This is a genomic window from Pseudomonas sp. RIT-To-2 (assembly GCF_029623465.1).
GTDB lineage: Bacteria > Pseudomonadota > Gammaproteobacteria > Pseudomonadales > Pseudomonadaceae > Aquipseudomonas > Aquipseudomonas silvicola.
Genome location: NZ_JAPYKM010000042.1, coordinates 14501 through 39298 on the forward strand (window position 1 = coordinate 14501; position 24798 = coordinate 39298).

Annotated in this window: 21 protein-coding genes; 13 read left to right on the forward strand and 8 right to left on the reverse strand. The window is 65.9% G+C overall.

Going from position 1 to position 24798, the window contains the following annotated elements; all coding sequences use genetic code 11:
* The first annotated feature begins 5 nt into the window (after nt 1–5).
* Genes QBK88_RS26595 through QBK88_RS26635 form a run of 9 tightly spaced genes read left to right on the forward strand, consistent with a single transcriptional unit; the run spans nt 6 to nt 11219 of the window.
* The gene (locus QBK88_RS26595) at nt 6–1619 is read left to right on the forward strand and encodes a DUF1302 domain-containing protein (RefSeq protein ID WP_445765006.1); all 1614 of its coding nucleotides are present in this window, start codon (nt 6–8) and stop codon (nt 1617–1619) included.
* Between the two features lie 9 nt (nt 1620–1628).
* Entirely contained in the window at nt 1629–2984 is a 1356-nt protein-coding gene (locus QBK88_RS26600; RefSeq protein ID WP_268142094.1) for a DUF1329 domain-containing protein, read from the forward strand.
* Nucleotide 2985: 1 nt separating this feature from the next.
* Complete coding sequence (locus tag QBK88_RS26605) at nt 2986–4038, forward strand: YCF48-related protein (RefSeq protein WP_277964385.1); 1053 nt, start codon at nt 2986–2988, stop codon at nt 4036–4038.
* A gap of 4 nt (nt 4039–4042) precedes the next feature.
* The gene (locus QBK88_RS26610; protein ID WP_277964386.1) at nt 4043–6508 is read left to right on the forward strand and encodes an MMPL family transporter; all 2466 of its coding nucleotides are present in this window, start codon (nt 4043–4045) and stop codon (nt 6506–6508) included.
* Nucleotides 6498–7688, forward strand: a complete 1191-nt coding sequence (locus QBK88_RS26615; RefSeq protein WP_277964387.1) for an MFS transporter — start codon at nt 6498–6500, stop codon at nt 7686–7688. The genes QBK88_RS26610 and QBK88_RS26615 overlap by 11 nt, the downstream gene beginning before the upstream one ends.
* 34 nt (nt 7689–7722) lie before the next feature.
* Nucleotides 7723–8706 (forward strand): fumarylacetoacetate hydrolase family protein, encoded by a 984-nt coding sequence (locus QBK88_RS26620; RefSeq protein WP_277964388.1) that lies wholly within the window; start codon nt 7723–7725, stop codon nt 8704–8706.
* A complete protein-coding gene (locus tag QBK88_RS26625) occupies nt 8699–9706 on the forward strand; it encodes an NAD-dependent epimerase/dehydratase family protein (RefSeq protein WP_277964389.1) in 1008 nt (335 codons plus the stop codon). Before QBK88_RS26620 ends, QBK88_RS26625 begins: the two co-directional genes overlap by 8 nt.
* Entirely contained in the window at nt 9696–10478 is a 783-nt protein-coding gene (locus QBK88_RS26630; protein ID WP_277964390.1) for a cyclase family protein, read from the forward strand. Before QBK88_RS26625 ends, QBK88_RS26630 begins: the two co-directional genes overlap by 11 nt.
* Before the next feature lie 9 nt (nt 10479–10487).
* Nucleotides 10488–11219: a glutathione S-transferase family protein gene (locus QBK88_RS26635; RefSeq protein ID WP_277964391.1), complete on the forward strand. Its 732-nt coding sequence runs from the start codon at nt 10488–10490 to the stop codon at nt 11217–11219.
* A gap of 48 nt (nt 11220–11267) precedes the next feature.
* On the opposite strand, the gene QBK88_RS26640 is transcribed toward QBK88_RS26635, so the two are convergent.
* Complete coding sequence (locus QBK88_RS26640) at nt 11268–11882, reverse strand: DNA-3-methyladenine glycosylase family protein (protein ID WP_277964392.1); 615 nt, start codon at nt 11880–11882, stop codon at nt 11268–11270.
* A 3-nt stretch (nt 11883–11885) separates the two neighbouring features.
* Nucleotides 11886–12764 (reverse strand): NAD(P)-dependent oxidoreductase, encoded by an 879-nt coding sequence (locus QBK88_RS26645; protein WP_268142103.1) that lies wholly within the window; start codon nt 12762–12764, stop codon nt 11886–11888.
* A 240-nt stretch (nt 12765–13004) separates the two neighbouring features.
* Between QBK88_RS26645 and QBK88_RS26650 the strand changes: the two genes are divergently transcribed.
* A complete protein-coding gene (locus QBK88_RS26650) occupies nt 13005–14060 on the forward strand; it encodes a diguanylate cyclase (RefSeq protein ID WP_277964393.1) in 1056 nt (351 codons plus the stop codon).
* A gap of 86 nt (nt 14061–14146) precedes the next feature.
* Entirely contained in the window at nt 14147–14920 is a 774-nt protein-coding gene (locus tag QBK88_RS26655) for a ParA family protein (protein ID WP_277964394.1), read from the forward strand.
* Between the two features lie 46 nt (nt 14921–14966).
* Here the strand turns inward: QBK88_RS26655 and QBK88_RS26660 are convergent, their stop codons facing one another.
* The 3 genes from QBK88_RS26660 to QBK88_RS26670 all read right to left on the reverse strand — a co-directional run bounded on the left by QBK88_RS26660 (nt 14967) and on the right by QBK88_RS26670 (nt 18614).
* A complete protein-coding gene (locus QBK88_RS26660; protein WP_277964395.1) occupies nt 14967–16121 on the reverse strand; it encodes an aminotransferase class V-fold PLP-dependent enzyme in 1155 nt (384 codons plus the stop codon).
* Between the two features lie 161 nt (nt 16122–16282).
* On the reverse strand, nt 16283–17431 hold the full coding sequence (locus QBK88_RS26665) for a beta-propeller fold lactonase family protein (RefSeq protein ID WP_277964396.1): 1149 nt from the start codon (nt 17429–17431) through the stop codon (nt 16283–16285).
* 199 nt (nt 17432–17630) lie between these two features.
* Entirely contained in the window at nt 17631–18614 is a 984-nt protein-coding gene (locus tag QBK88_RS26670; RefSeq protein ID WP_277964397.1) for an aldo/keto reductase, read from the reverse strand.
* A gap of 180 nt (nt 18615–18794) precedes the next feature.
* On the opposite strand from QBK88_RS26670, the gene QBK88_RS26675 reads away from it, so the two are divergent.
* Nucleotides 18795–20048: a 3-phosphoshikimate 1-carboxyvinyltransferase gene (locus QBK88_RS26675; protein ID WP_277964398.1), complete on the forward strand. Its 1254-nt coding sequence runs from the start codon at nt 18795–18797 to the stop codon at nt 20046–20048.
* 128 nt (nt 20049–20176) lie between these two features.
* Here QBK88_RS26675 and QBK88_RS26680 read toward each other — a convergent pair whose 3' ends face one another.
* Nucleotides 20177–21433 carry an MFS transporter gene (locus QBK88_RS26680; protein ID WP_277964399.1) on the reverse strand — a complete coding sequence of 419 codons (1257 nt, stop codon included), beginning with the start codon at nt 21431–21433 and terminating at the stop codon, nt 20177–20179.
* A 105-nt stretch (nt 21434–21538) separates the two neighbouring features.
* The gene (locus tag QBK88_RS26685) at nt 21539–22696 is read right to left on the reverse strand and encodes an alpha/beta hydrolase (protein ID WP_277964400.1); all 1158 of its coding nucleotides are present in this window, start codon (nt 22694–22696) and stop codon (nt 21539–21541) included.
* Between the two features lie 290 nt (nt 22697–22986).
* On the opposite strand from QBK88_RS26685, the gene QBK88_RS26690 reads away from it, so the two are divergent.
* Nucleotides 22987–23523 (forward strand): DUF4174 domain-containing protein, encoded by a 537-nt coding sequence (locus tag QBK88_RS26690; RefSeq protein WP_268142112.1) that lies wholly within the window; start codon nt 22987–22989, stop codon nt 23521–23523.
* A gap of 92 nt (nt 23524–23615) precedes the next feature.
* Here QBK88_RS26690 and QBK88_RS26695 read toward each other — a convergent pair whose 3' ends face one another.
* The gene (locus QBK88_RS26695) at nt 23616–24680 is read right to left on the reverse strand and encodes an SDR family oxidoreductase (protein ID WP_277964401.1); all 1065 of its coding nucleotides are present in this window, start codon (nt 24678–24680) and stop codon (nt 23616–23618) included.
* Between the last annotated feature and the right edge of the window lie 118 nt (nt 24681–24798).

Genomic DNA, 24798 nt, shown 5'->3' on the forward strand with positions numbered 1-24798 from the left:
GCCTGATGATGTTCGGCTTGCTGGCGAGCAACGCCCAGGCCTTCCAGTTCGACACGGGCAACCCCGATATCAGTACCCGCTGGGACAACACCCTCAAGTACAGCGCCGCCTGGCGCACCGAGGGGCGCAGCGACCGGCTAACGACCGGCACTGCGGCGGTCAATGGCGACGACGGTGACCGCAACTTCAGCGGCGGCATGATTTCCGACCGCCTGGACCTGCTGTCCGAGTTCGACATCAGCTACAAGAATGTCGGCGCCCGGGTGAGCGGCGCGGCCTGGTATGACGATGTCTATAACAAGAGCAATGACAACAACTCGCCGGGTACCAACAACAGCACCTCGGTAGACTACGACCACTTCACCGACCAGACCCGCAAGCTGCATGGCCGCGAGGGCGAGATCCTCGATGCGTTCATCTACGGCAAGGCCGACTGGGGCGATGTGCCAGTGTCCGGCCGCATCGGCCAGTACGCCATGCAATGGGGCGAAAGCCTGTTCTACGGCATGAACGGCATCGCCGGTGGCATGGCGCCCATCGACGTGGTCAAGGGCCTGTCGGTGCCCAACACCCAGTTCAAGGAGCTGATTCGTCCGGTACGGCAGATGTCCGGCCAGTTCCAGTTGACCCCGGACGTGTCGGTCGGCGCTTACTACCAGTTCGAGTGGGAAGCCAACCGCCTGCCGGCGGCGGGCAGCTACTTTTCCAGCTTCGACAGCATCGGCAACGGCAACGAACGCCTGTTCGCCGGCGACGCGGTGATCCCTGGCGGCCAACCGCTGGCGTTCTACAGCGGTGGCAACAAGAACGCCAAGGACTCGGGGCAGGGCGGTGTGCAACTGAAATGGCGCACCGAGACGGTCGACTATGGCCTCTACGCCATTCGCTTCCACGACAAGAGCCCGCAACTGCTGGTGCGGCCGGACTTCGCCAACCTCAACCCGGTCACCGGGCAGGCCGGCGAGTACTACTGGGTGTACCCCGAAGGCGTCGAGGCTTTGGGCGCGAGCTTCTCCACCACGGTGGACCAGTTCAACATCGCCGGTGAACTCTCCACTCGCTGGCACCAGCCCCTGGCGTCCACCAACCAGCGCACGCTGCTGGCCGGCGAGGCGATTTCCAACGAGGCCGATGATGCGCTCTACGCCACAGGCCACACCCTGCACGCCAACCTGTCATGGCTGGCCAGTTTCGGCCCGACCTTCATGGCGCTGGAATCGAGCTTCATCGGTGAACTGGCCTGGAACCGCACCCTGAGCGTCACCCGCAACCCCGATGCCGTGGACCCCAACGCCGACCGCGATGCCTGGAGCTTTCGCACGGTGTACGAGCCCATGTACCGGCAGTTCTTCCCTGGCATGGACGTGAGCATTCCCGTGGGCATCAGTTACACCCACGGCGCGTCGGAATCCTTGGGCACCGCCTTTGGCACCAACCGTGGCGGCGACATGAACATCGGCATCAAGGGCAACTACCTCAACACCTGGAACCTGGGCCTGACGTACACCCACTACTACGGGCCGGCCAACACCTTTCTCGATGCCAACAACAACTACACCTTCGAACAGTCGCTCAAGGACCGGGATTTCGTGGCCTTCAGCGTCAGCCGTACATTCTGAACCGAGGACATGACGATGAAACCAATGATCTTGCTCCTGGCCTCTTCGCTGTTGCTGGCCCATGGCGCCCAGGCGGCGGTGCCGGCGAGCGAAGCCGATACCCTCAAGACCACCCTCACGCCCCTGGGCGCCGAGCGCGCGGGCAACGCCAGTGGCAGCATTCCGGCCTGGAACGGCGGCCTGACCCAGGCCGACCCGGCGTACAAGGATGGCGGCAAGCGCGGCGACCCCTTTGCCGCGGAAAAACCGCTGTTCACCATCAATGCCCAGAACGCCAGCCAATACGCCGACAAGCTGTCCCAGGGCACCCTGGCCATGCTCAAGAAATACCCGAATAGCTATCACCTGGACGTCTACCCGACCCACCGCACCGCCGCCGCGCCCCAAGGTGTGTACGACGCTACCTACAAGAACGCCCTCAACGGCAAGCTGGTGGACGGTGACGCTGGGCCCATGCCCCAGGACGCCCAGGGCGGTATCCCGTTCCCGATCCCGAAAACCGGCGCCGAGGCCATCTGGAACCACCTGCTGCGCTGGCGCGGGGCCTCCTGGCACGCTGACTTTACCCAGTACCTGACCACCGCCGATGGCAAGCACGTGCTCACCAACGACTCGCGCTCCGACCTGCAGATGCCCTGGTACCTGCCCGACGGTGGCAAGAAGGACGGCGTGTTCTGGACCATCCGCATGGTCAATGACGGCCCGCCGCTACGCGCTGGCGAGGCCATCACCGGCCGCGAGAACCTCAACGCCAACAACGCTGGGGTGTGGACGTACCTGCCGGGCCAGCGCCGGGTTCGCCGGCTGCCCAACGCGTGCTGCGACACGCCGACGCCGGCCACCGCCGGGGTGATGAGCTTCGACGAACTGTATGTGTTCAACGGCCGTATCGACGGCTTCGACTGGAAGCTGGTGGGCAAGCAGGAGCTGTACATCCCCTACAACTCCAACAAGGTCTTCACGGTCAGCAACCCCACCGACCTGCTGGGTGAGCACCACCTCAACCCCGCTGATATCCGCTGGGAACTGCACCGTGTGTGGGTGGTGCAAGCCACGCTCAAGGCCGGCAAGCGCCACGTGATGCCGCGCAGCACCTACTACCTGGACGAAGACACCTGGGCCGCCGTGCTGGGCGAACGCTATGATGCCCAGAACCAGTTGGCCAAGGCGCTGTGGACCACGCCTGTGGTACTACCGGACATGCCTGGCGTGGTGACCCTCACCAACGGCTTCTATGACCTGCTGTCGGGCGCCTGGTTTACCGGTGACATCTTCGCCGGCAAGAACGAACAGTACCGGGTGGTACAGGCCTACAAAGACTCGGTGTTCACCCCGGATGCCCTGGCCGGCGAAGGCGTGCGCTGAGATGAACACTTCCCTTGTCGTCAGCGCCCTGTGCCTGGCCTTGGCCGGGCAGGGCGCCCAGGCCGCTGAACTTCTCGACGTGCTCACCGTGCCAGCCGTGCAATCGCAACAGGCCCTGCACGGGGTTTTGCTTGGCATTGGCCGCGCCGGCACGCGGCTGGTGGCGGTGGGCGAGCGTGGCATTATCCTGCTGTCCGATAACAACGGTGTCAGCTGGCGGCAGGCAGCCGTTGCGGTCAGCACCAGCCTCACCGCCGTGCAGTTCGTCGACGCCCAGCGCGGCTGGGCCGTTGGCCATGGCGGCGTGGTGCTGTTCAGCGGCGATGCCGGCGAGCACTGGCAACTGCAACTGGACGGCCGCCGCGCCGCCGCGCTGGAACTGGCGGCGGCGCAACTGGCCGGCGACGACGCGCGCCTGACGGCCGCGCGCCGGCTGGTGGCCGACGGTGCCGACAAACCGCTGCTGGCCTTGAGCTTCAGCGACGCGCGCCATGGCCTGGTAGTCGGCGCCTATGGCCTGGCCCTGGCCACCGAGGACGGCGGCGCCACCTGGGCCTCCTGGGCTGGGCGCCTGCCCAACCCCCAGGGCCTGCACCTGTACGCGGTGGCCCGGGACGGCGGTGAAGTGGTGGTCGCCGGCGAGCAGGGTCTGGTGTTGCGCTCCACTGACAACGGTGCCCACTTCGATGCCCTGGCCAGTCCCTATGACGGGAGCTATTTCAGCCTTGTCCGGTTGCCCTCCGGGGGCCTGTTGCTGGGCGGCCTGCGCGGCCACCTGTTCAGCCTGCGCGACGGGGCCTTCAAGGAAGTCGGCAACCCGGTGCCGGTGTCCATCAACGCGGCCCTGGTCAGCGGCCAGCGTCTGCTGGTGGTCAACCAGGCCGGTGGCGTGCTGCAGGGCCACCTGGATGGCAGCGGCCTGACACCCTTGCCGCTGGCCGCCGCCGCGCCGCTGTCGGCACTGGCCGAGGGCGCCGACGGCAGCCTCATCGGCGTCGGCTTCGCTGGCCCCTTGCGCCTGAGTTCGGCGCCCACTCAAGCTTTAGCGGAGTAAGCCCATGCACGCCCCCAGTGCTTCCCCGGCGCAGCGGCCCAGCGGCCGCCTGGCCGATTTCGACAGCCGTTCCGGCTCGTTGCTGGAACGCGCGCTGTTCAACCAGCGGCGCATCGTCTTGCTCCTGTGCCTGCTGGCCACGGCGGTACTGGGCTGGCAGGCCACGCGCCTGACCCTCAACGCCAGCTTCGAGAAGATGATCCCAGGCGACCAGCCCTTCATCGCCAACTACCTGGCCCACCGTCAGGAGCTGTCGGGGCTGGGCAATGCCGTGCGCATCGCCGTGGTCAACACCCGAGGCAGTGTCTACGACAAGGACTACCTGGCCACCCTGCAGCAACTCAATGACCAGGTATACTTGCTGCCCGGTGTCGACCGTGCCTACATGAAATCGCTGTGGACCCCGGCCACCCGCTGGGTGGGCGTGACGGAGGAGGGCCTGGAAGGCGGCCCGGTGATCCCCGAGGGTTACGATGGCAGGGCCCCCAGTCTGGAGGCCCTGAAACGCAACGTCGAACGCTCCAACGAAATTGGCCAATTGGTGGCATTCGATCAGCAGTCGAGCATTATCTACGTGCCGCTGCTGGCTACCACCGCCGACGGCAAGGCGCTGGACTACAGTGCCCTGGCCACGCGACTGGAGGCGTTGCGCACGCAGTACCAGGGCCACGGCATCGAAATCCGCATCACTGGCTTCGCCAAAGTGGTGGGCGACCTCATCGATGGCCTGCGCCAGATCCTGCTGTTTTTCGCTGCGGCCATCGCCATCACTGCCGTGGTGCTGTACGGCTACACCCGTTGCCTGCGCAGCACCGCGCTGGTGATGAGCTGCTCGCTGGTGGCCGTGGTGTGGCAACTGGGCTTGCTGCCATTGCTGGGCTTTGAACTGGACCCGTACTCGGTGCTGGTACCGTTCCTGGTGTTTGCCATCGGCATGAGCCACGGCGCGCAGAAGATGAACGGCATCATGCAGGACATCGGCCGTGGCATGCACCGCCTGGTGGCCGCGCGCTTTACCTTCCGCCGGTTGTTCATGGCCGGGCTCACGGCGCTGCTGTGCGACGCGGTGGGGTTCGCGGTGCTGATGATCATCAAGATCCAGGTCATCCAGGACCTGGCGCTGATCGCCAGCCTGGGCGTGGCGGTGTTGATCTTCACCAACCTGATCCTGTTGCCGGTGCTGCTGTCTTACGTGGGCGTCAGCGCCACGGCGGCCAAGCGCAGCCTGCGCGGCGAGCAGGCGGATGCCGCGGGCGCCGTGCGCCACCCGGCCTGGCGCTTTCTCGACCTGTTCACCCAGCGTCGCTGGGCCAGCGTTTGCGTGCTGGCGGCGGCGCTGCTGGCGGCCGGCGGCTATCTGGTCAGCCTGCACCTGAAGGTCGGCGACCTGGATGCCGGTGCCCCGGAGCTGCGCGCCGATTCGCGCTACAACCAGGACAACGCTTACCTGACGGCCCACTACGGCGCCAGCAGCGACGTGTTCGCGGTGATGGTCAAGACCCCCGCCGGTGGTTGCTCCACCTATGACACCTTGCAGCGGGTGGACAACCTGGACTGGCAACTGCGCGGCTTGCCCGGTGTGGATTCGACCAACTCCCTGGCGCTGCTCAACCGCCGGGTGCTGGTAGGGCTGTCAGAAGGCAACCCGCGCTGGTACGAGTTGCTGAACAACCAGGCCACCCTGAACATGGTCACCGCAGGTGCCCCCCGTGGCCTGTACAACGAAGACTGCAGCCTGCTGACCCTGTACGCCTACCTCACCGACCACAAGGCCGACACCCTCGCCCGGGTGGTGGACAGCGTCCAGGCCTTCGCCCGGGCCAACGACAGCGACCAGGCGCAATTCCTGCTGGCGGCCGGCAGCGCGGGTATCGAGGCGGCCACCAATATCGTGGTCAAGCAGGCCAGCCATGAAATGCTCTGGTACGTGTATGGCGCCGTCGTGCTGCTGTGCCTGGTGACGTTCCGTTCCTGGCGTGCGGTACTGTGCGCGGTGTTGCCACTGATGCTCACCTCGGTTCTGTGTGAAGCGCTGATGGTGGCCCTGGGCATCGGGGTCAAGGTCGCCACCTTGCCGGTGATTGCCTTGGGTGTAGGCATTGGCGTCGACTACGCGCTGTACGTGATGAGCATCGTGCTGGCGCAGATGCGCGCCGGGGCCAGCCTGTCCCAGGCCTACTACCAGGCGTTGCAGTTCACCGGCAAGGTGGTGATGCTCACTGGCGTGACCCTGGCCATCGGGGTCGGCACCTGGATGTTCTCGCCCATCAAATTCCAGGCCGACATGGGGGTGCTGCTGGCATTCATGTTCGTGTGGAACATGGTCGGTGCGCTGATCCTGCTGCCGGCGTTGGCCTATTTCCTGCTGCCCCGGACGCAGCGCGAGGAACCGCTGGGCGCCGCCCAGGCCACCGCCTCCCGCGCCGAAGCCGTGCGGCCGCTGACCTTGGAGGTGGCCCATGAAGGCTGACCGCCAGGCAGGCCTGCCGCAGTCGCTGCTGTTGTTGCTGGGCAGTTGCCTGCCGGTGCTGGGGGCCGTGTTGCTCGCACCCGTGCTACCGAGGATGCAGGCGCATTTCGCCGACACCCCCGGCGTGGCCGTGCTGGTACCGGTGGCGCTGACCCTGCCGGCACTGATGGTGGCGTTGCTGGCGCCGTTCGCGGGGGTAATCGCCGACCGGGTAGGGCGCCGGCCGCTGCTGCTCTGGGCCATGTTGCTGTACACCCTGTGCGGCACGCTGCCCTTGTGGTTGCAGTCACTGCCGGCCATCGTCGCCAGCCGGGCCGGCATCGGCCTGGCCGAGGCGGCGATCATGACCGGTTGCACCACCTTGATGGGCGACTACTACAGCGGCGCTCGACGCGAACGCCTGTTTGCCTTGCAGATGGTCGCGACCTCGCTGTCGGCGGCGGTGTTCATGGGGCTGGGTGGGCAGTTGGGGCAGGATAACTGGCGTGCACCGTTCGCCCTGTACGCAGCAGGGCTGGTGTTCCTGCCCTTGATGGCGCGCCTGCTGTGGGAGCCCGTCGCCCCGGTACAGGTGGCCCGTGGGCAGCAGGCGCTGCCGTGGCGTGCCCTGGCGCCGTTGTATCTGTTGGCGCTGCTGGCAGGCGCGAGCCTGTTCATCGTGCCGGTGCAGGCCGGGTTCGTCCTTGGCCTGCTGGGTATCGATGCTCCGCAACAGATCGGTCTGACCATGGGCGCTAACCAGTTGGCCGTGGTAGCCGGTGCCTTGAGTTTTCGACTGATCGGTCGAATCTCGCCCGCGCGGCTGCTGCTGCTCGCGTTCGTGCTCGCCGGTTGCGGCGGCGTGTTGATGGGCAGTGCCAGCAGCCATCTGCACGTGGTGGTGGCCGTGGCCATCAATGGCCTGGGCATCGGCCTGATGCTACCCACCTTGATCACCTGGGTCATGGCGCAGGTGGGGTTCAGCCAGCGCGGCCGGGCCACCGGGCTATTCACAGCGGCCATTTTCGCGGGCGAGTTCGTCAGTCCTTTGCTGGTGCTGGCCATCAGCGCAGGGCAGGTGACGGCGGTGCCCCATGCGGTGCTCGCAATCGGTCTGTTGCAGGGGGTGGTGGCGTTGCTGTGCATGGCGCTGCCCCGCCTGGAAGGGCTGCTCGAGGCGGATCAAGGGCTTCACCCATGACCTGTTCTCATCGAGAATCTCCAAGGACTCGTGTATGAAACTAGCCACACTCAAAAACAACGCCCGTGATGGTCAGCTGGTGGTGGTTAGCCGTGACCTGAGCCAGTACTCGGTCGCCACGGGTATCGCGCCCACGCTGCAACATGCCATCGAGCACTGGGCCGAGACCGCGCCCTTGTTGCAGGCCCTCTATGAGCACCTGCAAGCGGGCACCGCTGACGCTGCCCGGCCCTTCGACCCCGCTCAGGCCATGGCGCCGTTGCCCCGGGCGTACCAGTGGTGCGACGCCTCGGCGTTCCTCAACCACGGCACCCTGATGCAGACGGCCTTCAACCTCGATCCCATCGAAGGTGCCGAGCGTATCCCGTTGATGTACCAAGGCGCAGGGGATGATTTTCACGGCGCCCAGGACGACCTCAAGCTACCCAGCGAAGCGCAGGGCATCGACTTCGAGGGCGAGTTCGTGGTGCTGGTGGATGACGTACCTCTGGGTTGCAGCGCCGAGCAGGCGGCCGGGCACGTCCGTCTGATCCTGCAGGTCAATGATGTCAGCCTGCGCGCCCTGGCCCCTCGGGAAATGCTCACCGGCTTCGGCTTCCTGCAGGCCAAACCCTCGTCCAGCTTCGCCCCGGTGGCGGTCACGCCGGACGAACTGGGGGCAGCCTGGGCCCAGGGGCGCGTGCAGTTGCCGTTGCAGGTGGCGCGCGGCGGAGAATGGTTCGGCCACCCTCACGGTGGTGAAATGAATTTCAGCTTCGGCCAGTTGATCGCCCATGCGGCGCTGACCCGTCGCCTGGGGGCCGGGACGCTGGTAGGCTCAGGCACCGTGTCCAATAGCGACCGATCGGTCGGTTCGGCTTGCATCGCTGAACGCCGGGCCATCGAGATGATCGAGCACGGCAGTGCGCGCACCGGCTTCCTGCGCTTTGGCGAGCGGGTGCGCATGGAGGTCATTGGCCTGGATGGCCAGTCGATATTTGGCGCCATTGACCAGCGCGTGGTGTCGGCCCATGACTGATCGCCCAGGCGTTCGGGTGTTGATCACCGGCGCCAACGGCTTCCTCGGCCAGGGCCTGGTCAAGCGCCTGTTGGCGCAGGGCCAACTGCGTGGCCAGCCGATCGCGACGCTGCGTTTGCTGGACATGAACCTGGACGCCGCGCCCGCCGATGCGCGCGTACGCCTGCATATCGGCAGCATCACCGACCCGGCCTTGCTGCGCCGCGTATTGGCCGACGGCATCGATGTGGTGTTCCACCTGGTGGGCATTCCAGGCGGGGCGGCCGAGCGGCAGTACGAGCTGGGCTACGAGGTCAACCTTCAAGCCAGCCTGCAATTGCTGCAGCAGCTGCGCAACCGTGCCCGGCCACCGGTACTGGTGTTTGCCAGCAGCGTGGCCGTGTATGGCGCCGATTTGCCCGCGCGCCTGGATGAAAGCGCCGTACCGGCGCCGCAGTCGTCCTACGGCGCCCACAAGCGCATGGTGGAAATCGCCTTGAGTGACCTGGCCAGGCGCGGTGAAGTGGACGGCCGTGCCCTGCGTTTGCCCGCCATCGTTGCCCGTCCTGGCCCCGGCTGCGGGCTGTGCTCGGCGTTCATGAGTGAGCTGCTGCGCAGGGTCGCCGCCGGCCAGCCGTATCAATGTCCCGTATCACCGGCCGCCACGGCCTGGTGGATGTCGGCCCGCTGCTGCGTCGACAACCTGATGTGCGCCGCAGAGCTGACGTTGCCGACTGACGCCCCGCGGGTCTGGCAGCTACCCGTCCTGCACCTGTCCATCGCCCAGGTCATGAATGCCCTGGCCGAACGCTTCGGTGATGGCTGCCGGGCCTTGGTCAGCTACCACCCCGACGCCCAGCTGGAAGCCCGGTTCGGCCGCCAGCCACCCTTGAAAACCCCCCAAGCCCGCGCCCTGGGCCTGCGCCACGACGGGAGCGCCAGCGCCCTGGTGCGCCGTGCGCTGGAACTGCCGGCCGTGACTCGTCGCCCCGCACAAGGAAACCCCTGCCATGAAGCCTGAACGCCGCCTCATCGACTTGTCCGTGACCCTGGAGAACAACCCCTGGACCGACCCGCCCCCGTTGCTGCCACGCATCGACTACATGGACCACCAGCAGGGCTGGCCGGAGATGGCCGCGATGTTCCCGGGCCTGACCCTGGAGCAGTTGCCGGGCCAGGAATCCTGGGCCGCGGAGCGCCTGACCCTCACCACCCACAGCGGTACCCACATGGACGCGCCCTGGCATTACGCGTCCACCACCGACGGTGGAAAACCGGCCTGGGGCATTGATGAACTGCCGCTGCAATGGTGCCTGCAACCCGGGGTGAAGCTCGACTTTCGGCACCTGCCGGACGGCCATGTGGTCAGCGCCGCCGAGGTCGAGGTTGAACTGCGGCGCATCGGCCACGTGCTGGCGCCCCTGGATATCGTGCTGGTCAACACCCGGGCGGGCGCGCTGTTCGGCCAGCCTGGCTACCTGGACGCGGGAGTGGGCATGGGCCGCGAGGCCACCCTGTACCTGCTTGACCGGGGGGTGCGCGTGGTGGGTACCGACGCCTGGAGCTGGGACGCACCGTTCAAGTACACCCGCGAGCGGTTCGCCGCCACTGGGGATGCCGCGCTCATCTGGGAAGGGCACAAGGCGGGGCGCGACATTGGCTACGGGCAGATGGAAAAGCTCGCCAACCTGGAGCAACTGCCAGCCGATGGCTTCGTGGTGTCCTGCTTCCCCTACAAGATCAAACACGCTTCGGCCGGCTTCGTCCGCGCCGTGGCCATTCTCAACGACTGAGCATCTGCCATGACTGACATCGTATTATTCAACGCAGGTGTTTCCACCTGCAGCCAGCGGGTGCGTTTCGTTCTGGCCGAGAAGGGCATCGCCTACACCGACCAGCGCTTGCGCCTGGACCAGGGCCAGCACCTGACGCCCGACTACCTGGCCATCAACCCCAACGGCTTGCTGCCGGCCTTGGTCCATGACGGCCAGGTCATCGTCGACTCCAGCGTGATCAACGAGTACCTGGATGAAGTGTTCCCCACCCCGCGGCTGGTGCCCGTGCAACCGGTGGCCCGGGCGCACATGCGTGCGTGGGTGGTGTACCTGGACGAAGTCATGACCCCAGCCATCCGCTACCCGTCATTCCAGCAGTTTTTTGGCGGCGGCCTGCGCAACATGACCCCCGAGCAGCGGCAGGCCTTCGCCAGCCGCTTGCCATTGCGCAAGGACTTCGCCCTGGAGATAGGCCCCCAAGGCTTCCCCGACGAGAAGCTGGCGGCGGCGATGGCGCGAATCGAACAGTCGCTGGAGCGCATGGAACGGGCGCTGGCGGACAAACCGTGGATGGCCGACCGGCAGATAACCTTGGCCGACATCGCCATGATGCCCAGCGTCGTGCGCTTGGAAGACCTGGGCATGAGCCACCTGTGGGCCGGCCGGCCCAACGTCGCCCACTGGTACGCCCGCCTGCAGGACCGCCCGGCCTTCGCCGCGGCCTACGGGCCTGGCAGCCGCTTGGGGGCGGGCGCCTGAGCGGCGGTCAGGCACACCGCATGCACCGCCGACGCGACCAGGCAGGATTCAAGTGCACCGCCACAGGTACCACGCCGCCACCGTCCGCCAGGGTGCCCAAGCCTTTCCCAGCTCACGCATCTGCCCAGGCGTGGGCGCCTTGGGCAGCCGCTTGAGGCGCCGATAGCCCTCGCGCACGCCGAAGTCGTCCACCGGAAGGATATCCCCGCGCTCCAGGGTGTAGATCAGGAACATCTCCACCGTCCACCGGCCTATGCCGCGCAAGGCGCTCAAGCGGTTGATCAAGTCTTCATCCGTCAGCAGCACCGCATCGGCGCGGCGTGGCACCACGCCGTCCAGGCTGGCCTGGGCAATCGCCCGGATCGTGGCCAGCTTGGCCGCGGAAAACCCGCAGGCACGCTGCAATGCCGGGTCGGTGTGCAGCAGTTGCCGGGGGCTGGGGAAAGCGGTGTCGGGGTACAACGCCAGCAACCGGCCCAGTATGGCGTCACCCGCCTTGGCATGCAGTTGCTGGTAGGCAATGGCCCGGATCAGCGCTTCATAGGGTTCACGCGCCGGCTTTGGCGCATGCCCACAGGGCCCCACCCGTGCGATGTGGCCGGCCCAGTCGTCGTCCAGGCCGGCCAGGAAAACACTGGCCTGGGCAAGGGCGTCGGCGTCCACGGGTCAGGCTTGCCCGGCGCGGCGCGCGGCGGTGCGCGACAGGGCTGCCCAATCGAGCTGGCCATCGCCGTGGGCCACGCCTTCGATCAGCGCGTCACGCAAGGTGCTCGCCAGGGGCAAGGGCACATTGGCTTTCTCGCCCGCGTCCATGGCCAGGCGCACGTCCTTGAGGCCCAGCGCCAGCTTGAAGCCCGCCGGCTCGAAGCGCTCCTGGGCGATAGCCTCACCGTAGCCCTTGTACACCGGGGCAGCGAACAGGGTGGAGGTGACCAGGTCGATCAGTACCCCCTTGTCCACCTCATAACCCTCAGCCAGTGCAGCGGCTTCGCCGAGGGTGCCGATCGCGCTGGCAATCATGAAGTTCACCGACAGCTTCACCGCATTCGCCTGTTCCGGGCGGTCGCCCAGGGCCCAGGTCTTCTGCCCGAGCACGTCGAACAGCGGCTGCACCGCCGCCAGCGCCGCGGCATGCCCGGCGGCCAGAATCTGCAACTGCCCGGCTTCGGCGACATTGACCCGGCCCAGCACCGGGGCAGCGATATAGGACGTGCCGTGTTGCAGGTGCAGCGCGGCCAGCAAGTTGGCCAGGCCCACCGACACCGTGGCCATGTTGATGTGTATCGCCCCGTGCTTGAGTGCCGGCAGGGCCTGGGCATCGACCAGGGTATCCAGGGTCGCGGCGTCGTCGGCGAGCATCGAGATCAGCACATCGGCATCCTCCACCGCTTCACGCGGGCTGGCGGCCGCCACGGCGCCCAGGGCCACCAGTTTTTCCACCGGCTGCGGCGAGCGGTTCCAGGCACGCACCGAGTAGCCGGCATTGAGCAGGTTGGCGGCCATGGGCAGGCCCATGGTGCCCAGGCCGAGAAAGGCGATCTTCATGACGGGTGCTTCCTTTTTTCAAGACTGGTGGGCAGTACACAGCAGGGGATGGCGTTTGGCAACCCGGGCAAAGGGCGAGCGTCCAGGGCCACCGCACGGCCCACCGCCTGGCCTACTCTGAAAGTGCCAGCAGACGAACTATTTTGCGTGCCGTCGCGCGCTGCAGCATCAAGTCGCGCCACTGCCAGCCGACATCAATCGTGCTGACTGCCCCTTCACCGTTGCCTGCGAGACACCTTGATGAACAGCCTTTCCGCTGACGACCGCGCCCAGGTCTTGCAGGATGCAACCACGCAGTTCTGGAAACACATCATTCCCATCGTCTGGATTGCCTTCGCCATCCATATCCTGTTGTTCGCGCTGTTTCTGTTTCTGAAGATTCCAGTGCTGTTGGGCGCCAACGCCGTCAGCATCCTCGTATATGTTGTCTGCCTGCGCGCCATTGCCCGCGGGCGCCTGCAGACCGCCGGGATGCTGCTGAGCCTGGAGATCATCGGCCACGCCGTCGTCGCCACGTGGATGGTGGGGTGGGACAGCAATTTCTACTTCTACCTGTTCTGCCTGGTGCCGATCATTGCCTTCAGTTTCCAGAACGCGCCGCTGCGTCGCCGGGGGTTGAGCCTGGCGATCGTGGTGGTCGCTGTCGGCGGCTATGCGTTGCGCCGCCAGACAGGCGTGGCCACGGCGATCAGCGACGGGCTGACCGAGGCCTTCGGCATCGGCAATGCGTTGACTGCCGTGGGCCTGTTGCTGCACGCCACCTACCTGTCGGTTCGCTTCACCTTGTCCATGCAGTTGCAGCTGTTTCACACCGCCCACCGCGACAGCCTGACGAGCCTGTACACCCGGCGCCGGGTGCTGCAGCGCTTGCGCCAGATCGGCACCGAACCCCCGGCAGGCTCGACCGCCATCGTGTTGCTGGATGTGGACCACTTCAAACAGATCAATGACCGCCACGGTCACGACTTCGGCGACCGGGTGCTGCAGCGGGTCGCCGACAGCATCGCCGCCTGCGTGCGCGACACGGATATCGCCGCCCGTTGGGGAGGCGAGGAGTTTCTGGTGCTGATGCCCAACACCACCGTGCAGGAGGCCCGGCAGGTGGCCGATAGAGTGTTGGCCCACATCCGAGAATACGCAGGCCAGGTCCAAGGCGCCGGGCTGACCATCACGGCGACCCTGGCCGTGGCAGCGTTGCAGCCCGGGGAGGCGTTTCGGGATGCACTCAACCGCGCCGACCAGACGCTTTATCGCGGTAAGGAAGCCGGGCGTGACCGCGTCATGGTCGCGATTTGACGGAGGAGTCACGGCTGTCACCGCGCTGCAATGAAACTGAAATATTAGCTTGCTAATGTTTTTTCTTTTCGCGGATCCAACAGCCCATGCGTCGTGTTGTGTTTAATCAGAAAGGGGGCGTTGGCAAGTCGAGCATCGCCTGCAACCTGGCGGCGGTCAGTGCCGCCGAGGGCTATCGAACGCTGTTGGTGGACCTGGATGCCCAGGCCAACTCCACTCATTACCTGACCGGGTTGATGGGGGATGACATTCCGGTGGGCATCGCCGACTTTTTCAAGCAGACCCTGTCTGGCGGGCTGGCCAGCAAGAAAAGCCGCGTCGAGATTTGTGAAACCGCCTACGATAACCTCCACCTGGTCACCGCCAGCCCGGAGCTGGCGGACTTGCAGCCAAAACTCGAAGCCAAGTTCAAGATCAACAAGCTGCGCCGCCTGCTGGTGGACCTTTCGCAAGATTACGAACGCATCTACATCGACACGCCGCCGGCGATGAACTTCTACACCTTCAGCGCGCTGATCGCTGCGGACCGGGTGCTGATCCCCTTCGACTGCGACAGTTTCTCGCGCCAAGCCTTGTACAGCGTCATCGAGCAGGTCGCTGATCTGCGTGGCGACCATAACGAGTCGTTGGTGGTGGAGGGGATTGTCGTCAACCAGTTTGTCAGCCGCGCCAGCCTGCACCAGAACCTGATCAACGAACTGGTCGGCGAGCAACTGCCCGTGTTGCCGGTGTATATCAGCAGCTCGGTGAAGATGCGCGAGTCCCATGAGGCGTCGGTGCCGCTGATTCACCTGGAACCGCGGCACAAACTGACGTCGCAGTTCGTCGACCTGCTGACGGTACTCGAACGCGCTAGCTGAGGTGCTGCGCGGGGCCCCGCTCGACGGTGCCGGTTGTAAACCAGCATCACCACAACGGTGGCGGAGCGCTCACGGCTTGGCCGATGACTTCAATGGCGCGGTCGACGTCGGCGTCCGTGGTAAAGCGCCCCAGGCTCAACCGAACACTGCGCTGGGCCTGTTCCGCACTCAAGCCAATGGCCACCAGCACATGGGAGGGCCCGGCGCTGGCCGAGTTGCACGCCGAGGTCGATGACAATGCCAGGTCGTTGGCCAACGTTGCGCTGTTGAACCCCGGCACATCGATGCACAGGTTCAACGTGTGAGGAATGCGCTGGTCCGGACAACCATTCAGACGCACACCCGGTAGTTGCAACAAGCCGTCACGCAGGCGCGCCGACAAACCGTGCAGGCGCTGGGTTTCCTCTTCCTGGTGCAGGGCCGCCAAGGCGTAGGCGCTACCCATGCCGACGATCTGGTGGGTGGCCAGGGTACCGGATCGCAAGCCCTGTTCATGGCCACCGCCATGTATCTGCGCGCGCAGGGCAGGCCGTGCGCGGTCCCCCACGTACAGAGCGCCGATGCCCTTGGGGCCGTAGCTCTTGTGGGCTGACATGGACAACAGGTCCACCGGCCAGCGGGCCAGGTCGATGGCGACCTTGCCGGTGCCCTGGGCCGCGTCCACGTGCAGCAGGGCGCCGTGGTCACGGACGATCTGGCCGATGGTGGCCACGTCGGTGAGGGTGCCCAGTTCGTTGTTGACCAGCATCAGCGAGACCAGCAGGGTATCGTCGGCCAGGGCGCTGGCAACGGCCTGGGGCTGGATCAGGCCGTGGGCGTCCGGGCGCAGGCGGGTGATGCGAAAGCCTTGTTGCTCCAGTTCGCTGACGGTGTCGAGGATAGCCTTGTGTTCCAGGCTGCTGGTGATGATGTGTCGGCGATTGGCCGGGGCGGTGGCAGCGATGCCCTTGAGTGCCAGGTTGTTCGATTCGGTGGCACCCGAGGTCCAGACCAGACTGTCGGCGCCAGCACCGATCAGTTCACCCACCTGGCGACGGGCCAGTTCCACGGCCTGGCGTGCGCGCTGGCCATAGGTGTGCGAGCTGGACGCCGGGTTGCCGAAAGTGCCGCTCTGGCCAAGGCACGCCACCATGGCCGCGATCACGCGGTCGTCGACGGGGGTAGTGGCGGCGTAATCGAAATACAGCGGGTCGGTGGGCATGGGGGCTTTCCCTTTCTTCCAGTGGGGCGATAGGGAAAGCTTACCCGCGTGTGGACGCAAAAAAGTTGATTTTTAGCCGATAAGTTGCGGCGTTATTAGAATATTTTTCGCCTTTTTTCGGTGAAACGAAATAAGCCCCGGCTTGCCAGGGCTTCGAAGGTTTATCGGTCGACGATTTCCACCCAGTTGGCGCCATTGCCCACCGGGTAGCGGCCATTGAGCGTGAGACGTCCGCTGGCCGGATCGATGTCGAACACCGACAGCTGCTGGGACTTCTCGCCACTGCAGATCAGGTGACGGCTGTCGGCCGTGATGGCGAAACCCCGTGGCTGCTGTTCGGTGGCAAAGGTGCCGACCGGGGTCAGGGTGCCGTGGGCCTTGTCGACCTTGAAAGCGGCCAGCACGCTGCTGGTGCGTTCGCTGGTGTACAGGTAATTGCCGTCCGGGGTCACGTGGATGTCGGCGGCCCAGATGTCCTGGCTGTTATCGGCGTGCGGCTGCATGGCCGGTGTGCCCACGCGTGAGGGGCCGCGCGGCGCTCCGGGTTTGAGCGCAGTGTCGGCGGGCAGGCTGCTGGCCACGGCGACCTCGGTCAGTTGGCCGCTGTGGGCATCCAGTGCATAGCTGATGACCTTGGCCTGCAGTTCATCCAGCACATACACGAAGCGGTTGTCCGGGGCGAAGACCAGGTGGCGGGGGCCCAGGCCAGCGGGTGCGGGCAGGTGGTCGGGGGTGTAGGGGGCGAGCGCGCCCGTGTGGCTGTCGAAGTGGTATTGCAACACGCGCTCGCCGCCCAGGTTGGCCACCAGCAGGGTACGGTTCTGTTGGTCGATGCGTACCGAATGGGCATTCTGCGCAGTCTTCAAGGTCTGCAGGGGCTCGGGGGCAACCTTGCCGTCATCGACAGCGGTGACGGTGACGATGTCATTGTCGTAGGACACACCGAACAGGTACCGCCCGGTCTGGTCCAGGGAAATATAGGCATAGCTGTCGGGCGTCGGGCTTTCACTGATTTTGGTCAGGTGGCCGTCGCCGGGGGCGATGCTGAAGGTCTGGACCTTGTAGGGTTTTGAGCGCACGGCGGCGAACAAGTAGTTACCGTGGACAGCCAGCGGCATCACGGTGGGGCCTGCCTGGGTGACGGCGCCTGGGGTGAGCGTGCCGCTGCTGGCGTCCAGGCGGAAAGCAGAGAGGGTGCCATCGGTGGCGTTGGAGACGTAGACGAAGGTAGAGGCCATGGTGAGCTGACTCGACAGGACGAAGAGGAAGGGAAGGGTCCGACGGGCCAGGCGTGCGAGGGGGGAGGGCATGGGCGAACTCCTTGTTATTGTTCCTCCGAGGTTATCAGACGTCGTATGACAATGACCAGCGTTGCAACGCCGCCACGACGCCCCGCTGCAGGGCCGGGCGACGCTCGGGAAAAACGCGGCGCGGTGCTTCAGGCATTTCGCGTCGCCCGTTCCCGGCGCTTCGCCAGGCCCCACAGGGAATGGCCGGCAAGCCAATGACTCAGGTAAAGCCCACCACCGCGTGGGGGATATAGGGCGCCTGCAACTTCTCGATTTCCTCGTCCGTGAGCTTCAACGACAACGCCGCCACCGCATCGGTCAGGTGCTCCGCCCGGGAGGCGCCCACCAGTGGTGCGGTCACGCCTGGGCTTTGCATCACCCATGCCAATGCGACCTGCGCACGGGGTACGCCACGGGCGGCGGCGACCCTGGCCACGGCTTCGACGATCTGCCGGTCACACGCCTCGGTGTGCGGCTGGTACAGGCTTTTGCCGTAGTCGTCGGTTTCGGTGCGTACGGTGCTCTGATCCCAATCGCGGGTCAGACGGCCACGGGCCAGGGGGCTCCAGGGCAGCACGGCGATGCCCGCGTCACGGCACAGCGGCAGCATTTCGCGTTCTTCTTCACGGTTGATCAGATTCAGGTGGTTCTGCATGGAGACGAATTTCGTCCAGCCATGGCGCTCGGACGTCGCCAGGGCCTTGGCGAACTGCCAGGCGTGCATGGACGATGCACCAATGTGCAGGGCTTTGCCGGCCTTGACCACATCGTGCAGGGCTTCCAGGGTTTCCTCGATGGGCGTGGCGTAGTCCCAGCGGTGAATCTGGTACAGGTCGACGTAGTCGGTGCCCAGGCGCCGCAGGCTGTTGTCGATCTCGGCGAAGATTGCCTTGCGCGACAGGCCGCCCACGTTGGGTGCCGCGCGCAGAGGGAAATACACCTTGGTGGCGATCACGATCTCGTCCCGCCGGGCGTAGTCACGCAGCGCGCGGCCGACGATTTCCTCGCTGGTGCCGTCGGAATAGCTATTGGCCGTGTCGAAGAAATTGATGCCCAGTTCCACCGCGGTCTTGATCAGCGGCCGGCTGGTGTCTTCGTCCAGGGTCCAGGGGTGTTTGCCACGGTTGGGCACGCCATAGGTCATGCAGCCCAGCGCCAGCGGCGAGACCTTGAGGCCGGTATTGCCCAGGTTGACGGTGTTCATGCAGCGCTCCTGTCGACGGAAAATGTACCGAAATGTCCATGAAAGCGTTCCAGCCTAGACCCAGCGTGCGACAGGGTGCAAGCAAAGGGCTGATCTGCCCGCGCAGAAATGGCATGATGGGAATCTTTATTGCGGTGGTGTATCCGCTGGCAAGGTATTGAACTGGGGAGTGTTGAACAAATGACTGCGCAACAAACAATCACGGTGATCCCGCCAGGCGTCGCATTGAATGGGCAGGTTTCGCCACCCGGCTCGAAATCGATCACCAACCGCGCCCTGTTGCTGGCGGCCCTGGCCAAGGGCACCAGCCGCCTGGATGGCGCGCTGAAGAGCGACGACACCCGTCACATGTCCAACGCGCTGCGGCAGATGGGCGTGGTTATCGAGGAGCCGGACGACACCACTTTCGTGGTCACCAGCACCGGGCAACTGCAGGTGCCCGACGCGCCGCTGTTCCTGGGCAATGCCGGTACTGCCGTGCGCTTCCTGACCGCGGCCGTGGCCACTGTCGAAGGCGACGTTACCCTGGACGGCGACCACTACATGCAGAAGCGCCCCATCGGGCCGTTGCTGGCATCGCTGCGCGCCGGTGGCGTGGACGTGCACAGCGCCACGGGCTGCCCACCGGTGCAGGTCAAGGGCACGGGCCGCCTGCAGGCCCAGCGTTTCGAAATCGACGGTGGCCTGTCCAGCCAGTACGTGTCGGCGCTGTTGATGGTGGCTGCCTGCGGCACCGCGCCCATCGACGTGGCCCTGACCGGCAAGGACATCGGCGCGCGTGGCTACGTGGACCTGACCCTGGCCTGCATGCGTGCCTTCGGCGCCCAGGTGGCGCAAGTGGACGACGTTACCTGGCGCGTGCAGCCCACCGGCTATGTGGCCGGTGACTACTTCATCGAACCGGATGCCTCGGCCGCCACCTACTTGTGGGCCGCCCAGGCGCTGACCGGTGGGCGCATCGACCTGGGCGTCGCCGACGACGCCTTCACCCAGCCGGATGCGGCGGCGCAGGCCTGCATCGCGCAGTTCCCGAACATGCCGGCGGTGATCAACGGTTCACAGATGCAAGACGCCATTCCCACCCTGGCGGTGCTGGCCGCGTTCAACCGCACGCCGGTGCGTTTCGTCGAACTGGCCAACCTGCGCGTCAAGGAATGCGACCGCGTGGCCGCCCTGGACGATGGCCTGAATGCCATTCGCCCGGGCCTGTCGACGGTGGAAGGCGATGACCTGCTGGTCCACGCCGACCCAGCCCTGGCCGGCACCACGGTGGACGCGCTGATCGACACCCATTCCGACCATCGCATCGCCATGTGCTTTGCCCTGGCCGGCTTGAAGGTGGCGGGTATCCGTATCCAGGACCCGCTGTGCGTAGGCAAGACCTACCCGCGGTACTGGGACGCGCTGGCCTCGCTCGGTGTTACGTACAAGTAACGCCACCCGGTAGCAGCGGACCCGGCCGCGTCACGACCGCCGCGCAGTCACAGGCACACCGCGCCAGCCGTGAATGCGGTGTGCCTGATGGGGGGTGCCTGTGACGCGGCCGGGTCCGCTGCAGGCCATCACGACAGCGCGTCCATGCTATGGCGCAGCCGGCGCCCCTCGATCCACACCCGCAACCCGCGGTACTTGACCATGTAGCGCACCGCCACGGCCGCTGCCAGCAGCCCCGAAGCCGCGCCAATGCCCAAGGCCCAGCGTGGCCCGCAGACATCCGCGACCCAGCCGACGATAGGCGCGCCCAGCGGGGTGCCACCCACCGAAATCGCCAGCAGAATGGCCATGACCCGGCCTCGCATCAGCGGGTCTGTGGACAATTGCACGGTGCTGTTCGCCGTGGTGGTGAAGGTCTGTGCCGACACGCCCACCGCCGTCAGCGTCAGGCCAAACCACCAGTAGCCCGGCATCAGCGCCGCCAACCCGGTGCCCACGCCGAACAAGAGCGCACCCACCAGCAACATCCCCAGGCGCGGGTTGGTGCGGCTGGCCGAGAGCAGGGCGCCCAGCACCGAACCTACCGCCAGGCACGAAGACAGCACCCCGTACTGACTGGGGCCCTGGTGAAACACGCTGACCGACATGGTGGAAATGAAGATGGGAAAGTTCAGCCCGAAGGTGCCGATCAGGAAGTACATCCATAAAATCGCCAGCAGGTCCGGGCGGCTGCGCACGTAGCTGAACCCTTCACTCAGGCTGGCACGGGTGCCCTTGCTGCGCTTGAGGGTGCGCAGTTCATCCAGGCGCAGCCAGCGCAAGGACAGCAGCACGGCACCGAACGACGCCGCATTGAGCAGGAACACCCAACCGCTGCCAATGGCGGCGATCAGCACGCCGGCCACTGCCGGGCCGATCATGCGCGCGGCGTTGAAGGACGTGGAATTGAGGGCCACGGCATTGGACAGGTGCTTGTCGCCCACCAGCTCAGCGACGAAGGTCTGGCGCGCCGTGGAATCGAATGCGCTGACGCACCCGAACAGGAAAGCGAAGACGTAGACATGCCATAGCTGCACCATGCCGGTCAGGGTCAGTACCCCCAACGCCAGCGCCAGGACGCCGGACAATGCCTGGGTGGTCATCACCAGCCTGCGCCGGTCGAAGTGGTCGGCGGCCAGGCCCGTGAAGGGCATCAGCAGCAGGTAAGGGCCGAACTGCAGCGCCATGACGATACCCACGGCGGTGGCGCTTTCATGGGTCAACTGCACCAGCACCAGCCAATCCTGTGCGGTGCGTTGCATCCAGGTGCCAATGTTGGAAATCAGCGCGCCGCCGGCCCAGACGCGGTAGTTGTAATTATGCAGCGAGCGGAAGGTGCCTTTCACTGACCGGTTCCCGAATGCAGAGCTGAGGACGGGAAGCCAACGAAACCGTTAGCTTCCTATCTTCGATCTTCAGTGCCACGGGATCAGGCTGTCAAGCCGTGTGGCTCAACGAATGGCGGCCGCCTTGTGTTCCAGCCGGCCCACTGGCCCCAACCATTGCCCGGCCTGCTGGTCGAGCCACTGCTGGGCCGCGGGGGTCTGTTTGACCGTGGCGTCCAGCCAGGCGGTGGTAATGGCCGCGACGCTGGCGGCCTGGCGGCGGTCGACGCCTGGGTCGGCAGGTTTGCCTGCGCCATGGCGGTCACCGCCACCGCCACCGCCGCCGGGGCCGCCAGGGCCGCCGCCCTCGCCACCTTCGTCATGGGCGCGGCCAGCGGGCTTGCCGGCATGCACCAAGGTACCCGACAGGTCCTTGTGGCTGGCGTCCTGCAGCCGTAGCTGGTAGCCACCGCTGGCGCCCAGGCCGTCAAACAGGGCGAAGCGCTGCTGGGCACTGGCGACCCAGCTGAACGGGTCTTCGTCCAGCGGCCCGGTGACCGACAGCAGCGGGGTGTCGATATGGGCGAAACGGGCGGGGTCCGCACCGGCCGCCACATACGGGCTCAGCACAATGGCCCCCAGCGGGCGCCATTGGCTCAGGCGCGCCTGGCCATCGTCGTGCTCGCCTGCCAGGGCGGCGGCGGTCTGCGCGCCCAGGTCATAACCGGCGACCACGGTGCGTTGCACGTCCACGGCGTTGAAGCCGGCTTCACCGGCCAGGCCGCGGCGGCGTACCTCGGCCAGCACCGTGACGACTTCAGCGACCCGCGCTTGCAGCGCCGCATCGGCGTAACTGTTGGCGGCAATGCCGCGAAAGGCGCCGGCCTGGGCATCAGGGGTTTTATAGACCGAAGAGTCGTAACGGGTCGGTTGCACAGTCAGCACGGCGTAGCCGGCGTTGCCCCAGCTCTGACGCCACAACTGGCCGGCGCTGTCGTCTTCACCCAGGCCGGGCAAGTAGACCACCAGCGGCACGTTTTTCTGGCCTGCTGGCACCAGCAACGACAAGTCGATCTGGTGGTTGCCCCAGGCCCAACGGGTGGCCCAGCCGTCCAGTTTGTTGGCCACGCCGGGGTTATAGGCGGTCTTGAGGTATTCCTGCAGCGAGACCATGCCGTCATCGTCGGCAGGTGGCGGGCTGCTGCAAGCGGCCAGGGCGGCCAGGGCTACGCTCAGGGCGAGAGGGCGGGCAAGACGGGCAAAGGAAAACGGCAGTAATGACATGACTATTCGGCTTTGACAGGATGAAAGGCCCGATTATGCAGAACCTGCGCCGCACGCGGGGCGCCCGAGGGGTAAAACCTGGGTAAATTTTTGGTACACAAATATTTGGGAGTCGATACAGGCGGCGCGGCTTCAGGCAGGTCATCGGCGGTCCGGCCCCTTGCGTGTCAGGCAAGGTCGCCTAAGCTTCACCGCAGCAAGACCAAAAAACTTACAAATTCAACGCACTAAGCCGGACCTTTCGCCCAGCCCTGTAGTCTCTAGGGCGTCAATTGGAAATGGAGGTATACATGCTCATTCGGTCTCTGGCCTTCGCTGCCCTCGTTGCTGTCGCCGGTCCCGTGCTGGCAGTCGATAGCGACTCGCCGCTGGCCCAGGAGCAGGGCAAGACCCGGCCCTTGATCATCATTGCGCGCAGTTCCGTGGACCCGGACCTGGTGCATTTGAAGGACGCGCTCAAGGAACCGGCCAATCAGCAAGGCTTCACACAGCGCAACATGGTGCTGTACACCGTGGTCAATACCATCGGCCAGCGTGACGGCAAGAACCTCGACCCGCAGGCCACCATGGCATTGATCCGCAGCCTGAGCCTGGGGGCCGGCGAATTGCCGAAAACCATTCTGGTAGGCAAGGACGGTGGCAAGAAGCTGGAGAAGAGCGGGCGCGTCGAGCTCAAGGAAATCTTTGACGCCGTAGACGCCATGCCGATGGCGGAGAAGGAAGCTGCAGCGCCCGCGCAGGCGGCGCCGGCCGCGGAGCCTGCCAGCGGCAAGCCTGCCAAGGGCGCCAAGGCCAGCAAGGCCGCGCCGCAGTCCCTGGACGACTGAGCCAGCGGCTCTGGCTGAAGAACAGCAGCGCCAACTCGGGAAGGGGACCGCGCCGCTGGCCTGGCGGGCTTCTTCCCGAGCTTCGTCCGGCCTCAGGGGATCAGGCGCTCCACACGTAGCTGCGCGAACACGTCGAAGAAGGCCTGGTCACTGGCCTGGAAGTCAGTGAAGCCCAGCCGGCGGCTCTTGGACATGTCGGTCACTACCTCCACCGGCCGCCCCAGGTCGGCGTCCGTGTGCCACGGCGAAACCAACCGTTGAATATCCTTTTCCACCAGCCCATGGTCGGCGGCCAACTGGCTCCACACGGCCTGGTCGTCGGCCATCTGCGTGGCCAGCGGTTGCGGTTGCTCCGGGAAAGGCGCCGCCTCCAGGCCAAACCATTCAGCGATGCGTGACCACATCCAGCTCCAGCGGAACACGTCGCCGTTGGTCACGTTGAACGCTTCGTTGGCGGCCGCTGGCGTGGTCGAGGCCCACAGCAGTTGCCGCGCCAGAATGCGCGCGTCGGTCATGTCGGTGAGGCTGTCCCACTGTACCCGCGAGCCCGGGAACACGAACGGCCGGCCGGTGGCCTTGCAGACACTGGCGTACACCGCCAGGGTGGTAGCCATGTTCATGGCATTGCCGACCGCCACGCCCGTGATGGTGTGGGGGCGGTGCACGCTCCAGGTGAAATGGTCGCGCTTGGCGGCGGCGAATACTTCATCTTCCTGGGCGTAATAGAAATTCTCCACGTCGAGGCGGGGCTGGGTTTCGCGGAATGGCGTCTGCGGCAGCGTGCCTTGGCCGTAGGCCTCGAACGGCCCCAGGTAGTGCTTCAAGCCGGTCACCAGCGCCACATGGCGCAGGCTGCGCGAACCGCGCAGGGCATCGAGCACGTTGCGCACCATGGCAGCGTTCACCCGAATGTTCTCGGCTTCGGTGGCCTGGCGCGACCAGGTGGTGATGAACAGGTGGGTAGGGTTGAGGCCGGCGAGGGCGCCGGCCACGGCGGCTGGGTCTTGCAGGTCGGCGGCTACCGGGATGATACCAGGGGCCAGTTTGGGCGCGCGGGACAGGCCCGCGACTTTCCAGTTGGTGTTCTCGGCCAGTACACGGGTGACCGCGCTGCCGACGATGCCACTGGCGCCCACTACCAATGCAATTTCAGTCATGTCTGCCTCTGTGCAACAAATGTTGTCACACCTTAACGGCAGATGGCCGTTGAACCAAGCCGCAAGGGGCGACCGATTGCCGCTGCAGGACAAGCAGCGGCTTCACGCCAGGGGGTCT

Bases quoted from the DNA above. Each gene is read 5' to 3' on its own strand.
- QBK88_RS26645 (WP_268142103.1), bottom strand. From the start codon at position 12,764: ATGAAGATCGCCTTTCTCGGCCTGGGCACCATGGGCCTGCCCATGGCC.
- QBK88_RS26690 (WP_268142112.1), top strand. From the start codon at position 22,987: ATGCTCATTCGGTCTCTGGCCTTCGCTGCCCTCGTTGCTGTCGCCGGT.
- QBK88_RS26695 (WP_277964401.1), bottom strand. From the start codon at position 24,680: ATGACTGAAATTGCATTGGTAGTGGGCGCCAGTGGCATCGTCGGCAGC.
- QBK88_RS26685 (WP_277964400.1), bottom strand. From the start codon at position 22,696: ATGTCATTACTGCCGTTTTCCTTTGCCCGTCTTGCCCGCCCTCTCGCC.
- QBK88_RS26605 (WP_277964385.1), top strand. From the start codon at position 2,986: ATGAACACTTCCCTTGTCGTCAGCGCCCTGTGCCTGGCCTTGGCCGGG.
- QBK88_RS26615 (WP_277964387.1), top strand. From the start codon at position 6,498: ATGAAGGCTGACCGCCAGGCAGGCCTGCCGCAGTCGCTGCTGTTGTTG.
- QBK88_RS26610 (WP_277964386.1), top strand. From the start codon at position 4,043: ATGCACGCCCCCAGTGCTTCCCCGGCGCAGCGGCCCAGCGGCCGCCTG.
- QBK88_RS26660 (WP_277964395.1), bottom strand. From the start codon at position 16,121: ATGCCCACCGACCCGCTGTATTTCGATTACGCCGCCACTACCCCCGTC.
- QBK88_RS26675 (WP_277964398.1), top strand. From the start codon at position 18,795: ATGACTGCGCAACAAACAATCACGGTGATCCCGCCAGGCGTCGCATTG.
- QBK88_RS26630 (WP_277964390.1), top strand. From the start codon at position 9,696: ATGAAGCCTGAACGCCGCCTCATCGACTTGTCCGTGACCCTGGAGAAC.
- QBK88_RS26625 (WP_277964389.1), top strand. From the start codon at position 8,699: ATGACTGATCGCCCAGGCGTTCGGGTGTTGATCACCGGCGCCAACGGC.
- QBK88_RS26600 (WP_268142094.1), top strand. From the start codon at position 1,629: ATGACGATGAAACCAATGATCTTGCTCCTGGCCTCTTCGCTGTTGCTG.
- QBK88_RS26655 (WP_277964394.1), top strand. From the start codon at position 14,147: ATGCGTCGTGTTGTGTTTAATCAGAAAGGGGGCGTTGGCAAGTCGAGC.
- QBK88_RS26635 (WP_277964391.1), top strand. From the start codon at position 10,488: ATGACTGACATCGTATTATTCAACGCAGGTGTTTCCACCTGCAGCCAG.
- QBK88_RS26620 (WP_277964388.1), top strand. From the start codon at position 7,723: ATGAAACTAGCCACACTCAAAAACAACGCCCGTGATGGTCAGCTGGTG.
- QBK88_RS26595 (WP_445765006.1), top strand. From the start codon at position 6: ATGATGTTCGGCTTGCTGGCGAGCAACGCCCAGGCCTTCCAGTTCGAC.
- QBK88_RS26665 (WP_277964396.1), bottom strand. From the start codon at position 17,431: ATGCCCTCCCCCCTCGCACGCCTGGCCCGTCGGACCCTTCCCTTCCTC.
- QBK88_RS26670 (WP_277964397.1), bottom strand. From the start codon at position 18,614: ATGAACACCGTCAACCTGGGCAATACCGGCCTCAAGGTCTCGCCGCTG.
- QBK88_RS26650 (WP_277964393.1), top strand. From the start codon at position 13,005: ATGAACAGCCTTTCCGCTGACGACCGCGCCCAGGTCTTGCAGGATGCA.